Source organism: bacterium SCSIO 12643 (assembly GCA_024398135.1).
In the GTDB taxonomy this organism is placed as follows: domain Bacteria; phylum Bacteroidota; class Bacteroidia; order Flavobacteriales_G; family Salibacteraceae; genus CAJXZP01.
On record CP073750.1, the window covers coordinates 3,657,825 to 3,675,636 of the forward strand.

Here is a 17,812-nt window from a genome sequence, read left to right on the forward strand (position 1 = left end):
CAAAGCCTCCCTTTTTTGTTTGTGGATCTATCGGTGTCTATTTTTATATCATGATCTTTTTGGGCAGTGGTAATGTTCCATGCTCGGAATTGCGGTCTCGGAGAGACCATAGCATGAAGAGCAAATGGAACCATGGTCGCTTGCGAACCACCTTCCAAAAAGTGCTCTTTTTTTCGTTCTTTTTTTGGAGCAAGCAAAAAAAGGACAATAAAATAACTACCATAAAATTAAGGTGAAGTTGATCAAATAATTCAGTAGTTATTCTATTCTTTTTGGCTTGACACTTCGACTTACTTCGACAAGCTCAGCACAAGACGCTCAGCGTCCGACAAAAAGAATCAACCGGAATGGAATGAAGGAAAAGCACACAAATCAAAACTTAAAAGATGTGCTTAAAAAGTTCAAGGCTGAAGAAAGCTTTGTTGAAAGCTAACGCCTTCATTTCGTTATCTCACCCAAACTCGCAAACGACATGAGCGACTTTTCAAGTCGATGTCTGAGCTCAAACATGGGTTCGATGACACTACATTCATCGAGCTTTCTACCAAAACTTCCTAAGGCCGATTCTCACACAATAAAGTTTTATTGTAAAACATTAAATACGCAATTACAACCTTTATTCAGTCATTCGAACAGAATACTCCAATTCCTCAAAAGGAATAATACTCTTCACATTACGACCTACAATAGGCCAGGACTGAAAAATGGTATCCACTTCCAATTTGCGATCCACAATAGCCTGATATAAACCCTCCTGGCGTTTTCCGGCTTTTCGAATCGGTTGATCTTTGGCCATCCATGTCAAATCATCCTGAAAAAGAAGATGCTCCTGAGGGAAATAATACACCATAAAATCACTGGTATGTGCGGAAATCTCTCCGATCTTAAAGATTTGAATTTCATAGGAACCATCCGAAATATGGATACTATCCTCAACGATTCTGTATTGTCCTGTTTTTTGACTTTGCTGCAATTGATCCGGATGTAAAGTTCTTGGGGCATCAATGATAAATTGTAGATAATCTACATTTTCAGAAGTACAAATAATCTCAGCTCCGGTATTCACAAAAGGACGAATACCACCAATAGAGTGCGGATGATGATGCCCTACTATAAAATATTTGATCGGTTTATTCGGGGCAATTTCTTGCGCTTTTGAAATGATGAGTTCTCCGTTTTCACTATTTAAAGGGGCTTTAGCCAGACATAAGAAATCATCAAATTCAACGACTAACGTTCTATTATCCGCATCTTTTAAATCAATAAAATGAATCCGATCGTTGTAATGTGTAATGGTGGCTTCATCCGCAGTAGCTTCAGCTTTTTGAATTTCATATTTAAGAGGCAGGGAAAGAGGAGGTGTAATACCGGATGTAAATTGAATCTCATCCAAAGTCACCTGATCCTGAATTTTCCCATTGATTCTGGAAATTTCTATTTGTTGAGCGATTGCGATATTTTCTATCGTTTGGTAATCGCTATATGCATATGTGGTTACCACATCTCCATAAAGCTTATGATGCGTTAAGAACGTGACTTTATCTATTAGGAGATCACTTTTTTTGATATGGATATTTGAAATAGACGCGTATAAATTTAAAGTATAAATCGCGAAAGAGTCATTTTCAGTAAATGTAACTTCCTGGGGGTGGTGGATATAATATTGAAGTAACTGAAATGGTATATATCCGGGATTATGTTGCATATGTTCCAAAACCAATTCTTCGGTGACATCAGAAGCAGAATCAGCACCATAATCCAGATAGGATAAAGTATCACTCACGAATTGGGTAATAGAGTTAAAGTTACGCCCTCTGAAATCAATAGAGTCTGTTTTTACGAATGTTTTACTATTGAGTTCAATTCGCCCATTTATTTCATATGGAGATTTTAACCAGGGCGTCATGCTATGATGCAGCATGTGCATTTTTTCTTTGAAGGTAAAACGGATGTTTTTCTGTTCGAGAGTGAGTCCTTGTTTTTCCCAACATTGTTGTAAGTAATCGGTAGGTTTTGAGCATGAATAGGCCATCAAGGCGCAGCCTAATAATAGGTACGTAAATTTTTTCATATTGATTATATCGAATTAATGTTTGCATCAGGACGCATCTAAAATTCGAATGGTGACGGCTCAAAGTGTATTTAACGCTTTTATAAGAAAACGGAGTTTAGTCAGATCTATGAAATAAAAAAGAGGCTTAAAAAGCCCCTTTTATAAAATGAGATATGAGATGCACTTAATCCATCAAAGCCATAAACTTTTCTTTCCTATTGTACATTAAGAAAATGGTAGCGAGTAAAAAGAAAGCTGCTCCACCGATTCCTGCAGGATCTAAAATAACATGGAACCAAAAGGCACAAAACCCTACAGGAGCTAAGAAAAATAATGCGACACCAGTTTGTTTATTGATTAATAGTAATAAGCCACCAACCACTTCGATTACGCCAACTACAGGCATAATTCCCATTGCCATTAATCCTGAAAATGCCGTTAATACATCTCCCTCAGGAGGAGGCATAGGCATAAATTGTAAGAATTTGTTGAGGCCAAAGACCACTAACATCAGTCCGAGGAGGATTCGGACGATCATTTCTACTTTTTTCATAATAATTTGGATTTTGATTGGTTCTAAAGTTACATATCTTATTCATTTAAAATGAAATAGGGGATGTGTGACTTATGAACAAGATGTTAAGATAGAGAATCATCCAAATTAAACCGGTGTTTTCTAACCTTCCTGAATTCCAGATTTATAGGTTTCCAAAGCTCTTTTTCGGGCAAAAGCATGATCGACCATTGGAGTAGGATAAGCATCGGTCCCAAATTCCGGAATCCATTTTTGGATGTACTTCAAATCCGGATCGAATTTCTTCAATTGTTCTGTAGGGTTAAATACTCTAAAATAAGGTGCGGCATCACATCCGGTTCCTGCCGACCATTGCCAGTTGCCGTTGTTGGCTGACAGGTCGTAATCCAATAGTTTTTGAGCAAAATAGGCTTCACCCCAGGACCAGTGAATCAATAAATGCTTACATAAAAAACCAGCGGTGATCATGCGTACCCGATTATGCATATAGCCGGTAGCATTTAACTGGCGCATACCGGCATCCACCATAGGGTACCCGGTTTGTCCATTACACCATTTTTCAAATTCAGATTGATTGTTTCGCCACGGAATACTATTGTATTTGGGTTTAAAATTTTCTTTCATTACTTGTGGAAAATGAAATAAAATTTGCATAAAGAATTCGCGCCAAATCAGTTCGTTTAAAAATGTTTCATTGTCTCGGACTTTCAGAACTATTTCACGGATACTCACTGTACCAAAGCGTAAATGAGGACTGAGGTCACTGGTGCCTTGAATAGAAGGAATATCTCTTGTGGCCGCATAATCATCCAGATGCTCCAGCTTGAAATCGTTTACCTTTTGAGTGTTTTTTTCAAAACCTATAGAAGCCAGAGAAGGGAATTCAGTTTCAATTTCTATCAAGTTGTTGAAAGGTGCATCTTGCTTTGGAAAATGCAAAGATTGGAATACCTGTCGCCACTTATTTTTATAAGGAGTGTAAACCGTATAGGGCATTCCATTTGGTTTTACGATCTCACTCTTCTCGAAAATGACCTGATCTTTATGTTTATGAAACGGGATCGAATGCTGATGTAACAAATGTTTAATTTGTGTATCCCTTTTTCGGGCATAAGGTTCATAATCCCGATTCGCATGTACGGATTGAATATCGTATTCAGCCAGTAGTTTATTCCAGATCTCAACAGGAGTACCGTGGTGAATTAAAATGCCGGAATGAGGCGCCAATTTTTTATGGATCTCATCAAGTTGGCTATGAATAAAGCCAACACGCGCATCATCTTTAGGAAGCTCATCCAAAATATTTTGATCAAAAATAAACAGAAGCAATACCGGATGTTTTTCTTTCAAAGCCTGGATCAGCCCGGTGTTATCATGTAGTCTAAGGTCTCTTCTAAACCAAAAAATGGATACTTTCTTCTTATTCAATGCGCTAGGTTTTGTGTGAAATGAAAGATGAAATTAGTAAAATCCCGTCTATTATTGGCTGAATCTGGAAGGAATTTTTTGTGCAAAACTTTTTTTCATAGAAGCATATTTCTCTTCTTTAAATTCAACTCAAATCCCTAATTTGTAACCTTCCAAAAATGAGGTTCAACATCATTTAATTTTCTGATTAGCAAATGTTTTTAATTTACGATACCGAGACAACCGGGTTGCCAAGAGATTGGAATGCGCCTTTAACTGACTTTGACAATTGGCCCAGGATGGTTCAATTGGCCTGGCAGATTCATGATGAAAATGGGGAGCTGGTTGAAGTAAAAAACTTTATCGTAAAACCGGAAGGGTATAATATTCCATTTGCTTCACAGAAGATCCATGGAATTTCCACGGAGCGTGCCCAGAAAGAAGGGATGCCTCTGGATTATGTGTTGAATGAGTTTAACGAAGCACTAGGCAAGGCAGAATTCGTTATTGGACACAATATTGAGTTTGATATCAATATTGCAGGTTGTGAGTATCTCAGAAAAGAGATAGACTCACCATTGACTGAAATGGCTACCATTGATACGAAGGATGAAGCGACAGAGTATTGTGCGATTCCCGGGGGGCGTGGAGGTAAATTTAAATGGCCTACACTGACAGAGCTTTATGTGAAGTTATTCCAAACCGGATTTGATGAAGCGCATAATGCAAGTGCCGATGTGGAGGCGACTACACGTGCATTTTTGGAGTTGATTCGTATCGGAGTTATTACCGGACAACGATTAGGAAAAGAAGAAGCTTTTATTCAAAACTTCAAAGCCAAAAACCCGCAACCATTTGAGTTAATTGGTTTAAATATTGAACCATACAAACCACTGGATGCAGATGAGGAAGAAGTAGAAACGGATACCAGTAAGGATGTAGGTGTTGCAACTAGAACGGTTTCTGAGGAGGACTTAAATGACTTTGTCCATTTCCATGTGCATACCCAATTTTCCATTTTGGAAGCGGTGGGTCAGCCCGCTGATTATGTTTCCAGAGCTAAAGAAATTGGAATGAATGCTTTGGGAATTACCGATGTAGGAAATATGATGGGTGCTTTTGCATTTGTGAATGCATGTAATAAAGCCGGAATCAAACCTATTGTAGGTACCGATATTTATGTGTGTAAAGACCATACGAACCATACGGTAAAAGACAATGGATACCAGCAGGTACTAATTGCGAAGAATAAAAAAGGATATCATAATCTGGCCAAAATATCTTCGGTGTCCTACACGGAAGGAAAGTATTATGTGCCTAGAGTAAGCAAACCAATCATAGAACAATACCATGAAGAAATCATGGCCACCACGGGTGGACTTTGGGCAGAGATTCCGAGTTTGATTCTGAATGTAGGTGAAAAAGAAGCAGAAGAAGCATTCCAATGGTGGCATAACCTATTTGGAGATGATTTCTATGTAGAGTTGACCCGTCACGGCCTGGAAGAAGAAGATGTGGTGAACGAGACTTTACTGCGATTTGCGAAGAAATACAATGTCAAATATTTTGCTTCTAACAATGTGTATTATCCAACTAAATCCGGTGCCGATGCATTGGATGTATTGCTTTGTGTCAAAGACAACAAACTGGTTTCTACACCAAAGACATTTTTAGGGAAGAAAGGAAGAGAATTCCGTTTTGGTTTCCCAAATGACGAATGGTACCTGAAATCTCCGCAAGAAATGTTGGAGCGCTTTAAGGATTTACCGGAAGCGATTGAAACGGCTGCAGAAATGGGGCGTAAGTGTACCGGGTTTGAATTGGCCCGTGACGTACTGTTACCCGCGTTTGATATCCCGGAAGAGTTTGTGGACCCTAATGATGAAATCAACGGAACCAAAAATGGGGAGAATGCATTCTTAAGACATTTGACCTATGTAGGAGCTGAAAAGCGTTATGATGAAATTACGGATGATATTCGCGAACGTTTGGATTTTGAATTGTCGGTGATTGAAAAAACAGGATATCCGGGTTATTTCCTGATTGTACAGGATTTCACTACCGAAGCCCGAAATATGGGCGTATCGGTAGGGCCGGGAAGGGGATCGGCTGCAGGTTCAGCCGTAGCATATTGTATTGGAATTACCAATGTGGATCCAATTAAGTATGATCTGCTTTTTGAGCGTTTCCTGAATCCGGAAAGGGTATCCATGCCCGATATTGATATCGATTTTGATGATGAGGGGCGTCAACGTGTGATCGATTATGTGGTAGATAAATATGGAGCCAATCAGGTGGCACAAATTATCACATATGGTTCCATGGCAGCTAAATCCAGTATTCGAGATGTATCCCGTGTTTTGGATTTACCATTGGCAGATTCTGATCAGATTGCGAAGTTGGTTCCATTCGGAATGTCATTAAAGAAGATTTTCGGATTAAGCGAAAAAGACCTGAAAGCCAAGTTACGCGCAGAAGATCTGGCCATGGCTGAGGAATTGAAAAAGATTTCTCAGGACAACAATGATAGAGCCGCAGCTTTAAATAAAGCACGAACTTTAGAAGGTTCCATGCGGAATACAGGAATTCACGCCTGTGGGGTAATTATTACGCCAAGTGATATTACAGAGCACGTTCCGGTAGCGGTTGCTAAAGATTCTGATTTGTGGGTCACACAATTTGATAACTCGGTGGTGGAATCTGCAGGGTTGTTGAAAATGGACTTCCTGGGATTAAAAACGTTGAGTATTATTAAGGATGCTATTGAAATTGCGGAACGGAGACACGATGTGAAAATCGATCCGGACGAAATTCCACTGGATGATGAAACCACATATGAGCTTTTTCAAAGTGGACAAACCAAGGGGCTGTTCCAGTTTGAGTCGCCTGGAATGCAGAAGCATCTAATCAATCTAAAACCTGATAAGTTTGATGATTTGATTGCGATGAATGCATTGTATCGTCCGGGACCTTTGGAATATATCCCAAACTTTATTGCCCGTAAACATGGAGAAGAGGAGATTGTTTACGATTTGGACGATATGGAAGACTTGCTGGGAGAGACCTATGGAATTACGGTCTACCAGGAGCAAGTAATGCTTTTGTCTCAGAAGCTGGCAGGTTTTACCAAAGGTGAAGCCGATTCATTGCGTAAGGCAATGGGAAAGAAGAAGAAAGATATTATTGATCAATTACGTCCTAAGTTTATTGCAGGATGTGAGGAGAGAGGTCATGATAAAGATAAAGCAGGTAAGGTTTGGAAAGACTGGGAAGCATTTGCAGCCTATGCATTTAACAAATCGCACTCTACATGTTATTCTGTAGTAGCGTTCCAAACAGCTTACCTAAAAGCCAATTACCCTGCAGCATATATGGCATCGGTGCTGACACACAACCTGAATGACATTACCAAAGTAACGGAGTTTATGGAGGAATGTAAACGTATGGGAATTGTGGTATTGGGGCCAGATGTAAATGAATCCGAACAAAAGTTTACTGTAAACCAGAAAGGAGAAATTCGTTTTGGTTTGGCGGCAATGAAAGGTATTGGAACCAGTGCGGTACAATCTTTAATTCGAGAAAGGGAAGAGAATGGTAATTATACATCCGTTTTTGATCTGGTAAAAAGGGTCGAGCTCCGTTCCGTAAATAGAAAGTCCATCGAAACATTGGTTTTAGGCGGGGCGTTTGATTCTATGGGCGTGCGTAGAGAACAATTCTTTGCCGTGGATCCTAAGGGACGTACGTTTTTGGAAACTGTTGTGAAGTTTGGTGCCAGACACCAGGAAAATGCGAATTCCGCACAAGTATCGTTATTTGGCGAGAGTTCGGAAATTTCACTTCCGGAACCTGTGATTCCTCCGGCAGAAGAATGGATGATTCTGGAGAAATTCAATCGTGAGAAAGAGGTAGTAGGTGTATATATATCTGGGCATCCATTGGATGATTATAAAGTCGATATCGATAACTTCTGTAATGTTACCGTAGATAAAATGCAAAACCCTGATAGAAGTCTTGTGGGGCCTGAATTGAAGTTTGGAGGAATGGTAACCGGATTCCGTCATATGGTCGCTAAGAATGGAAATCCCTGGGGAATTTTAACGATTTCGGATTATACCGGTTCGATGGATGTACGTTTGTTCAAGGAGGATTACTTGAAATTTAAGGATTTCTTTCATCAAAATTTATATCTGTTTTTTCAAGCAAAATTCAATGTGCCAAGTTGGATTCCGGATGGAGAGCCACGTTTAAAAATTACCCAAATGGAATTTTTAAATGAGGTACGTGAGAAGTTTGCAAAACATCTAAATATCAGGGTTGATATGGCTGGTTTAAATACCACACTTCTTGATGATATTGAGGTATTGTTTGCAGATCATCCGGGAAATACGCAAATTAATTTGCAGTTTGTTACACAGAATGAAGGCAAGGAAATCAGTATAAGTGCTGCAGTACGTCAATTTAGGATTGATCCGAACAATACATTTATGAAAGAGTTGAGTACCTTACCTTATATTGAATATACCTTAAGTAAAAGTAAGGCTTAATATTTGTGAATTAGTCTTTTAAGTAGGGATGTTGGATTTTGATTTTTAAATAGTATATTCGTTCAGGGTCAATTTACACCGATCAATATATTTATTTAAATCCTATGAAGTCAATTTACAAATCAACAATCCTAGTTATATGTCTATTATTTACTTGGAACATTTCTAAAGCAACGCACATTGCGGGGCAGGACATTAGTTATACCTGTGTGGGACAGGATTCTTTTTTAGTCACGATTCGATTATACAGAAACTGTTCTGGTATTGCTGCACCTGCTACGTTAACGGCCAATTTTGCAAGTACCTGTGGTTCTTTGAGTGCGGTTTTAAATCAAGCTGGAGGAGGTGCAGGAGTAGAAGTATCTCAATTATGTCCAACCAGTATGTCTACCTCTTCATGTAATGGAGGTTCCAATCCCGGGTTAATGCTACATACCTATACCGGTATGGTGGTTTTGACTCCATGCAATGACTGGGTCATATCCTATTCTACATGTTGTCGAAATAGTTCAGTGAATTTGGTAGGGCAGCAGGGTATCTATCTCAGTGCTGATTTGAACAATGACAATGGACAATGTAATAGTACGCCAACATTTACTTCAAGACCAAATCCATATTTCTGTATCAATCAGCAGGCATATTATAATCTGGGAGCTACCGAGCCGGATGGGGATAGTTTAGTGTATACGTTAGTAAGTCCATATACAGCAGCAGCTACTAGTGTGAATTATAATGTGGGATATTCAGCATCTGCACCAATATCCGGAATCACTTTGAATTCAGCTACCGGAGAATTGAGTTTTACACCAACTATAGTAGGATACTTTGCTATGGCAATTCAAATATCGGAGTACGAATATGGAACAGGAACATTTAAAGGTTCCAATATGGTCGATTTTCAAATTATCGTTGTAAACTGTGGCGCGAATAGCCAACCAACCGTTCCGGGAATTTCAAATGTGACCGGAAATGCTTCTGTGATAAATTCTAAAACATTAGGTGTTTGTGGAGGTAATAATTTAACTTTTGATATTGTATTTACCGATGCGAATGCGACAGATACAGTGACTTTAGCCTCTAATTTAGGAACTATACTTCCAAATGCCAATATTACAATGACGGCAGGAAATCCGGCTACTATGCATGTGGATTGGACACCGGGACCAAACGCACTGAATAGAGTGATTTTTGTGGTGGTCGGTTCAGATGATAATTGTCCGATAATAGGCGAGAACTATGGTACATATACAATAATTGTGAATAAGGGAGTGGCCACCATTCAAGATGATACTATTTGTGCGGGTTCGCAATGGATTGATTTGACCACTTCGGGTGGATTTAATTATACCTGGTCGGTCATATCCGGTTCACCAATAGATACTGTAGTTGGTTCCAGCACTTATAATATGACTTGTTTTAATTGTGAGTCTCCATCGGTTTCTCCGCAAACAACAACCGTTTATCAAGTGGCATCAACCGGGGTAGGGTTATGTCAGGTAACTGATACAGTGACAATCACGGTCGCACCAAATTTTGATATCACTATGCCGGGTGATTCTGTCTTGTGTTCAATTGCATCATATCCTTTAAATGTGACAACGACACAGCCATCGTTTACATATACATATCATTGGACACCGTCTACAGGATTAAGTAATGATACCATAGCCAATCCGATCGCTTCTCCATCTCAAAATACAACATACTTTCTGACCATGACCTCAAGTGATGGCTGTTCGAAAACGGGCGATGTTACTGTGGGACTATCGGCTCCATTTCCAAGTAATTCATATGTTACTGGTGATACCGTTTTATGTTCTGGGCAATCCACGCAGTTAGAAGTCCATTTAGGTGATGTGGATATTACCACTTGTGGAACTTCCAATAATGGTTGTTTGGGAACTGTTCAAAATGGTGATATCGGTACCGCAACGACTACCAATTCTGTGAATAATTATCCTGCAGTTTACGGTATCAGTAGTTCCGGAGCTAAGCATCAAATTATTTATACAGCATCAGAACTTCAGGCGTTGGGAATGACTTTAGGAGGTGCTATTAATACCATTTCATTTTACAATAATGCAGTGAGTAGTAATGTTACCACGAATAACTTCAGAATTAAAATGGGATGTACGTCTCAATCTGATTTAACCAATGGTTGGATCACCGGACTTCAGGAAGTCGTAGGTCCTACTACACATACGATGACCACCGGTTGGAATCATCATAATTTACCAGTATCATATTTATGGGATGGTACATCAAATTTAGTGGTAGAAGTATCATTTGAAAATACCAGCGCATTTTTCAATTCCAATGCGCAAACCAGATTTACGGCAGTCACATCTTCTCGCGTATTATATTTCGCAGATAATGTACAGGGGGTTTCTCAATACTATCCACCGATCGGAACAGGGACTGGGGATGCGAAATTGAGTACGTATAGACCGAATACCAAGTTTAATTTCTGCTCAGGTGCAAATCCAGCTGCATTCTCTTATACATGGACACCTTCAGCAGGATTATCCGGAACAACCATATCTAATCCTACAGCGGCACCAGGTACATCAACTACATATCAGGTAGTGATTAGTGATACGCTGGGAGGATGTTCAGATACCATTACCCATTTTGTGGATGTGGTAAGTCAATTCGATGCAGGGTTTAATTTTGATGATCCAATTTGTGTGAATGAAGCACCGATTACTTTGGCGCCAAATGTAGCCGGAGGAGTATTTACAGGTAGTGGAGTTACATCTTCGGGTGTTTTTGATCCGTCATTAGCAGGCGCAGGAACCTGGCCAATTACATATAGTATTTCTTCTCCAACTTTATGTGCGAATGATTCGACTATGTTGATTCAGGTATTGCCATTGAGTAATACCGCAATTACCTATGTGGAAATATGTGAAGGAAGCGGAACTGTGAATTTAACTGCGGCAACTCCCGGAGGAAATTGGGGTGGAGCACAAATCACAGATTCTGTAAATGGCGTATTTGATGCGACAGGACTGACCGCAGGGTATTATCCGGTTACGTATACCATTTCACAGCCATGTTTAAGTGTGGATACAATGGACATTAAAGTTATAGAGCCTTATAGCTTTACATTTAGCCAAAATCAAATCAATGTATGTCAGGATGCATCTGTAAATCTGGGGAGTAATTATGTATTATCTAATGGTCCAAATCAAGGTTCCGGTCCGGTAACCGCAGTATGGTCAGATGTGAATGGATATATTTCTGCTTCCGGTGTGTTTGATGCTATGGGAGTTCCGCAAGGAAGTTATACAGTAACTTTAAGCATTTCTGGTCCGAATGGTAGCTGTGGAAGTTCAGAAGATATGATAGTGAATGTAATTAAAACAGATTATCCAACGTTCCCGAATAGTTTGAGTTTTTGCGATGCATCAACAAATGCTGTTATTAATGTAAATCCATGGTTATTTGGTAATGGAACGGGTTATGTGCAAACACCAATTAGTCCACTAAATCCAAATGATACGCTGGATATCCAACCATTTGGAAGTAATGGGAAATTCGATCCGTCCGTATTGGGTGCAGGTAGCTGGAGTTTAACAGTATATTATACCAATTTAAATGGATGTACCGGAATTTCTACCGATACAATTCATGTGTTGCCAACACCAGGAAATGGGGTGACTTTAAATGGAACTACTTTAACCGCAAATGCTTCGGGAGCATATACCTATCAATGGTTCGATTGTAACAATGGTAATTCACCAATATCAGGTGCGACCAGTCAATCATACACACCTACGGTTAGCGGAACATATGGCGTGAGTATTAGTGCCGGAAGTTGTACATCTACTTCTGCATGTACTGATGTGACCATAGTAGGGGTTGAAGAGTTAGAAAATGGATTGGGCGTGATGTTATATCCAAATCCTGTAGTAGATGTGTTGAAAATTGATCGTGGAAATAATGATGCGTTAACCATCGTAATCACGAACAGCTCAGGTAAACAGATGTATAAAACTTCTGCGATTGAGCAAATCACAGAGTTAGACTTATCAAACTATTCATCAGGAGTATATTTTGTTAAAGTGAGTAACGAAACAAATTCACAAATTGTAAGAATTGTCAAGATGTAAATACTTTGAAATGAGATATAAAAAAAGCCGGTTGATATCAACCGGCTTTTTTATTGAGATTATTAAGAGTATAACATTATGCCATTATTGGAAGTAAAGGACATCTTTTACAGTACTTGCCCTTTTTGTTAATCTTGTCACAACATTTAGACTTACGTTTTTGGGATTTTTGTTGAAATCCAAGAACGTGAACACGCAAATCTTTCGATGCTTTACGATGAATCATGACCATGTGGCAAATTAATGAGACATTGCAAAAGCGTACAATACCTAAAAGTGGGTAATTGAATTGGGTGGAGACATAGTCAAATTTTATGAGACTATTAGTTTTTTATGTTTTGATCACAATGTAATTGTCTCCATATTTGCAGAAATAATGAATCCGTTACATTAAATTTGTCCCGGTTTTTAAAATTGATACGTTAAATACAAAATATAAGATTATGGCAGTAGAAATCACAGACGCAAACTTCGAGGAAATGGTAATGAACAGTGATAAACCAGTTTTACTAGATTTTTGGGCTGAATGGTGTGGTCCTTGTAGATTAATTGGACCTTTAGTAGAAGAGATTGCAAATGAGCAAGGCGATAAAGCGGTTGTGGGTAAAGTAAATGTGGATGAAAATCCTCAAGCTGCAATGAAATTTGGAATTAGAAATATTCCTACAATTTTATACGTAAAAAATGGAGAGGTTGTTGACAAACAAGTTGGTGCAACTTCTAAAGATGTAATCGAAGGTAAATTAACTGCTTTGATGAACTAATAAACATCTGTTTATAATATTAAAAAGGCTTTGGAAATTTCCAAAGCCTTTTTTTATGCGCTATATTTTAATGAAAGATGTGGTCTAAAAGATAAAAAGCACCGAGATGCTATCTCGATGCCTTTTTAGTTTTAAGTAATCAGGTTAAGTGTTTATGAACTTTATTTCCTATCCGAGATCAAATGTATGGGGCGAAAACCACTTAAATTGGGAGGTTTTGTTAAACGAATGTTTGAGTTAGTAAAGAGGCGATTCGGCTTTGTGAAGTATATTTCGTTATTTGTGAATCTCAAATAATTCTAATCAGTGATTTTAGTTTACTTTTAGTTAATCCCTCTGGAATCAAATGATATATTTGTTTGATCCCTTGTAACAATGTTGAGGCCATTGGAACATTTGAATACTAACATATCCGGATTTAGAAAATGGTTGGTTTTGACCCTTTTTTGCCTTGTGTATTTCATTGGAAATGCATCTAATCAAAATCATTTATTAAACACATATAGTCTGCATAACTGGAATACCGAGGATCAATTACCTCAGAGTTCTGTAAATACGATTATGCAATCTTCCGATGGTTACTTATGGATAGGTACATTTGGTGGAATTGCCAGATTTGACGGATTAACTTTTGAGCATATCAAACACCCTCAATTGATGTATGAGCGTGTGATTAGTTTGTTTGAAGATCAAGATGGATATATCTGGATCGGTTCGGAGAACAATGGACTATATCGCTATAAAAATGGTAAAGTCAAACATTATAATCTGGAAAATGGATTTCCGGGTGTTGGGATCACCAGTATCTTCCAATATGGTGATCGGGTAGGCGTTTTGATTCAGGGAAAGGGAGTTGCTGCGATATCTGGAGATGAGATAGAATTTCATCAAAGTAAAGTGTTGGATGGAGAACTTCTGGAACAAGCGATTATTGATGCAAATGGTGATATCTGGATTGTTTCATCCAAAGGAGTGTTTTTACAAAAGGATCTTAGAACGGAACCTGTTTATATTGAGAATAGTTTTCACGAAGAAGATGGATTTGCTATAGACATAGGGAAAGATCAGGAATTGTATTTCGGAAATCAGGATGGTTTTTACCGAATCAATAAAACAGCATTAAAAGCAGAATATTTATTTGATCATCAAATTGGCTTTTTATCTCAGCAGTTTTGTATAAGCAATAATGGCACATTCTGGTATGGAGGTAAAGGAAATGAATTGCATTGTAAAACATCCGAATGGTCGTTGAAATGGGGGCGAGAAGATGGTGTGCCAAATGGAGAAATTTCATGTATTTATGAAGATCGATCTGGAAACATTTGGGTAGGTTTAAATGGAGGGGGATTAATCGAGTTTTATCAAAACCAGGTGAATGTACTGGCGCATGAAACCGAATTAGGCCAAAAGATTTTTTTAGCCATTCATCCGGATGATCAGGGAAGATTGTGGATGGCGACTAATAATGGCGGCTTCTTTTCATTAGACACAGCTACACAAACGCTTAAGTCTTATGATGAGCGACATAACATCACAGCGGATATTTGGTCATTGGCATCTAATGCTAATGGAGAGTTATGGGGTGGTACATTTGGCAATGGAATCTTTTATGTAAATACCAATAAAACAGACGTATTTACACGTATTGATGATTGGGGCGGAGGTAGCAAGGTGATTTTGGCTATGATTTATGACACCGTTTACGATAGGCTTTTAATCGGTTCTGATCAGGGAGGTGTTTTTCAATTTAAGGATAACGAATGGAGTAATATTATTCCGGATCATATAGATCATGACAGAATTACAAAATTCACATTGTCTCCAAATGGAGATATGTACGTTTCTACCCAGGGCAATGGTATTCGAATGATTCGTGATAAAGAAGTTACGAGTTTAGACGAAAACAATGGCTTACCTTCAAACACGATTAGGGATGTGTTTTTTGATTCAGAGGGTGTCATGTGGTTAGGTTCGTATGGGAGTGGGATTATAGTGAATTTAGATGGACAGTTTGTAACTATAGATAAAAGTCTGGGGCTTTTCGATAATCTAATTTCTACCATTCGTGAAGATCAATTGGGTTATTTATGGATGAGCTGTAATTCCGGGGTATTTAGAGCGAAGAGGCAAGATCTAATTCAGGTGGCCCGAGGTGAATTGGATAAAGTACAATGTCAGGTTTTCAATAAATCCCACGGAATGGGGCATTCAGAGACAAATGGTGGGTTCCAATCGTCTAGCATTCAGTTTGGCGATGGGACATTGTTATATCCAACAATGAAAGGGGTGGCCGTTTTTAATCCGGAGAAACTCCAGGGACATGATACATTATCTAATGTATTGATTAGTGCCATTTCTTATGGTAATACTCTTATAGAATCGACAGATAAAATAGTGGTGCCAGCAGAATATAGAGATGTGGAATTTGCCTATACTGCGCCTACATTTTTTGCTCCCGAACTGATCACTTTTGAATATTACTTAGAAGGTTACGAGCAGGAATGGAGTACTATAGGCAGAAACAGAAATGCTGTCTATAAAAAGTTGAAACCGGGAACTTATACATTTAAGGTAAGAGCAAGAAATAGCCAGGGAATTTTGAGCCATACATATGCGGCTCAGGAAATAACCATTGAGCCGTATTTTTATGAAACCACAGCGTTTAGATGGATTTTAGGTGCGTTTATCCTGCTGGTTATATTCGGAACCTATGCGTGGCAAAACATCAATGCAGAGAGGAGAGAAGTGGAATTAAAAAGAATAGTTTCCGAGCGTACTATTGATTTAGAAAATGAAAAGAAACTGACCGAGGAAGCTTTGCAGAAGGTAGAAGAACAGTCTGTAGAGATTCAAAAGATGAGTATGGCAAAAGCCGATTTCTTTCAAAGCATTTCTCACGAATTAAAAACTCCGTTAACTCTCATCAAAGGGCCTGTAGAGGCCTTGTTGGATTCTGATGAGGTAAATCTGGAATCAGAAGTTAGAGAAGATTTAGGCCTGGTAAAAAAGCAAGCCAATTACCTGACCGACCTGATTTCCCAGTTGTTGGATATTGCACGATCGGAAGATGGATACTTAAAGAAACAAGAAGAGCCCGTAGATATCATCGATTTAATGCAAAAGGTCATTTCCTCAGTAGATTCCTGGATCCAACAGAAAGAAATCAACTTTGAGTCCTATGTGCGCTTACAACGTGTAAAAGGGTTAACAGATATAGACTTTGTAGAAAAGATCATTAAGAATTTATTGACGAATGCCATTAAGTTTACCCCACCCAAAGGAGTGATTGATTTGAGTCTGGGAGAAATTGGTGATGATTTACTGATTACCGTATCCGATAGTGGTAAAGGGATTGATGAGGATGATCTCCCGTATATTTTTGATCGTTACTATACCAAAGGTTCTCAGGAAAATGGAAATACTGCGGGTACCGGGATTGGATTGGCGCTTGTAAAAGAGTTTATCCAATTATTAGATGGCGAAATCAAAGTGGGAAAATCTGGATTATATGGAGGAGCAGAATTTGTATGTCGAATTCCGTTTTTTAGATTGGATGATTTAGAAGTCCCAACAGAGATTCCAAAGGAATTGACTTTGAGTCAGACTATCATCAATGTAAATGGAGAATTGGAAGAAACAGAATTAGATGATCAAAAGAAAGTCGTTTTAGTCGTGGATGATCACAGTGATATTCGAACTTTTATCAAGAGATCATTGAAGCCGAATTATAGAATTGAAGAGGCTGAGAATGGGGAAGAAGGATTGGCAAAAGCCCTGAATATAAACCCGGACGTGATCATTTCGGATGTAAACATGCCTCAAAAAGACGGATTGGAAATGTTAAGCGAATTAAAGTCGAATTCAAAAACAGATTACATTCCAGTGTTATTACTTACCGCCAGAGGGTCTGAAAAGATAAAGGTCCAAGGATGGGATGAAGGTGCAGATGGATATATGGCTAAACCATTTAATGCCAATGAGCTTTCAGCCAGAGTCAATGGGATTATAGAAAATCGTAAGAAGTTAAGACGAAGAATAGAACAAGAACTAAGTACTTCCGATTTTGAAAGTGACGGTAAGTCTGATTTTGAAAAACAATTTGAAAATCTGGTACATTCAAAACTGACCCATCCGGAGTATAGCTTTAACGAAAGTCTGGGAGATTTTGCCATGAGTTTGTCTAAATTTCAGCGTACGGTTAAAGAGCATTACGGAATGACTCCGCAGGTATATCTAAGACTTCAACGATTGGATATGGCCAAAAATCTAATTGAGAAAAATAGAGGTTCTATCTCTGAAATCGCATATGCATGTGGTTTCAATAGTGTGTCTTACTTTAATCGTGTATTTAAAAAAACGTATCAAATTACGCCTTCAGATTTGATTTAACC

7 protein-coding genes are annotated in these 17,812 nt (G+C 38.6%); 4 read left to right on the plus strand and 3 right to left on the minus strand.

The annotated features are described in order from the left end of the window. Nucleotides 1-616: 616 nt before the first annotated feature. The 3 genes from KFE94_16070 to KFE94_16080 all read right to left on the minus strand — a co-directional run bounded on the left by KFE94_16070 (nucleotide 617) and on the right by KFE94_16080 (nucleotide 4,016). A complete protein-coding gene (locus KFE94_16070; GenBank protein ID UTW66148.1) occupies nucleotides 617-2,071 on the minus strand; it encodes a hypothetical protein in 1,455 nt (484 codons plus the stop codon). Between the two features lie 166 nt (nucleotides 2,072-2,237). Beyond that, a complete protein-coding gene (locus KFE94_16075; protein ID UTW66149.1) occupies nucleotides 2,238-2,606 on the minus strand; it encodes a DoxX family membrane protein in 369 nt (122 codons plus the stop codon). A 123-nt stretch (nucleotides 2,607-2,729) separates the two neighbouring features. Continuing rightward, nucleotides 2,730-4,016 (minus strand): deoxyribodipyrimidine photo-lyase, encoded by a 1,287-nt coding sequence (locus KFE94_16080; GenBank protein UTW66150.1) that lies wholly within the window; start codon nucleotides 4,014-4,016, stop codon nucleotides 2,730-2,732. 194 nt (nucleotides 4,017-4,210) lie between these two features. Here KFE94_16080 and dnaE point away from each other — a divergent pair, with 194 nt between their 5' ends. The 4 genes from dnaE to KFE94_16100 all read left to right on the plus strand — a co-directional run bounded on the left by dnaE (nucleotide 4,211) and on the right by KFE94_16100 (nucleotide 17,810). After that, nucleotides 4,211-8,542 (plus strand): DNA polymerase III subunit alpha, encoded by a 4,332-nt coding sequence (gene dnaE, locus KFE94_16085; protein ID UTW66151.1) that lies wholly within the window; start codon nucleotides 4,211-4,213, stop codon nucleotides 8,540-8,542. A 104-nt stretch (nucleotides 8,543-8,646) separates the two neighbouring features. After that, nucleotides 8,647-12,657, plus strand: coding sequence for a T9SS type A sorting domain-containing protein (locus tag KFE94_16090; protein UTW66152.1), 4,011 nt, complete (start codon nucleotides 8,647-8,649; stop codon nucleotides 12,655-12,657). Nucleotides 12,658-13,100: 443 nt separating this feature from the next. Further along, a complete protein-coding gene (gene trxA / locus KFE94_16095) occupies nucleotides 13,101-13,421 on the plus strand; it encodes a thioredoxin (GenBank protein ID UTW66153.1) in 321 nt (106 codons plus the stop codon). Nucleotides 13,422-13,874: 453 nt separating this feature from the next. After that, on the plus strand, nucleotides 13,875-17,810 hold the full coding sequence (locus tag KFE94_16100; GenBank protein ID UTW66154.1) for a response regulator: 3,936 nt from the start codon (nucleotides 13,875-13,877) through the stop codon (nucleotides 17,808-17,810). The last annotated feature ends 2 nt before the right edge of the window (nucleotides 17,811-17,812 follow it).

Bases quoted from the DNA above. Each gene is read 5' to 3' on its own strand.
- KFE94_16070 (UTW66148.1), bottom strand. From the start codon at position 2,071: ATGAAAAAATTTACGTACCTATTATTAGGCTGCGCCTTGATGGCCTAT.
- dnaE (UTW66151.1), top strand. From the start codon at position 4,211: ATGTTTTTAATTTACGATACCGAGACAACCGGGTTGCCAAGAGATTGG.
- KFE94_16090 (UTW66152.1), top strand. From the start codon at position 8,647: ATGAAGTCAATTTACAAATCAACAATCCTAGTTATATGTCTATTATTT.
- KFE94_16075 (UTW66149.1), bottom strand. From the start codon at position 2,606: ATGAAAAAAGTAGAAATGATCGTCCGAATCCTCCTCGGACTGATGTTA.
- trxA (UTW66153.1), top strand. From the start codon at position 13,101: ATGGCAGTAGAAATCACAGACGCAAACTTCGAGGAAATGGTAATGAAC.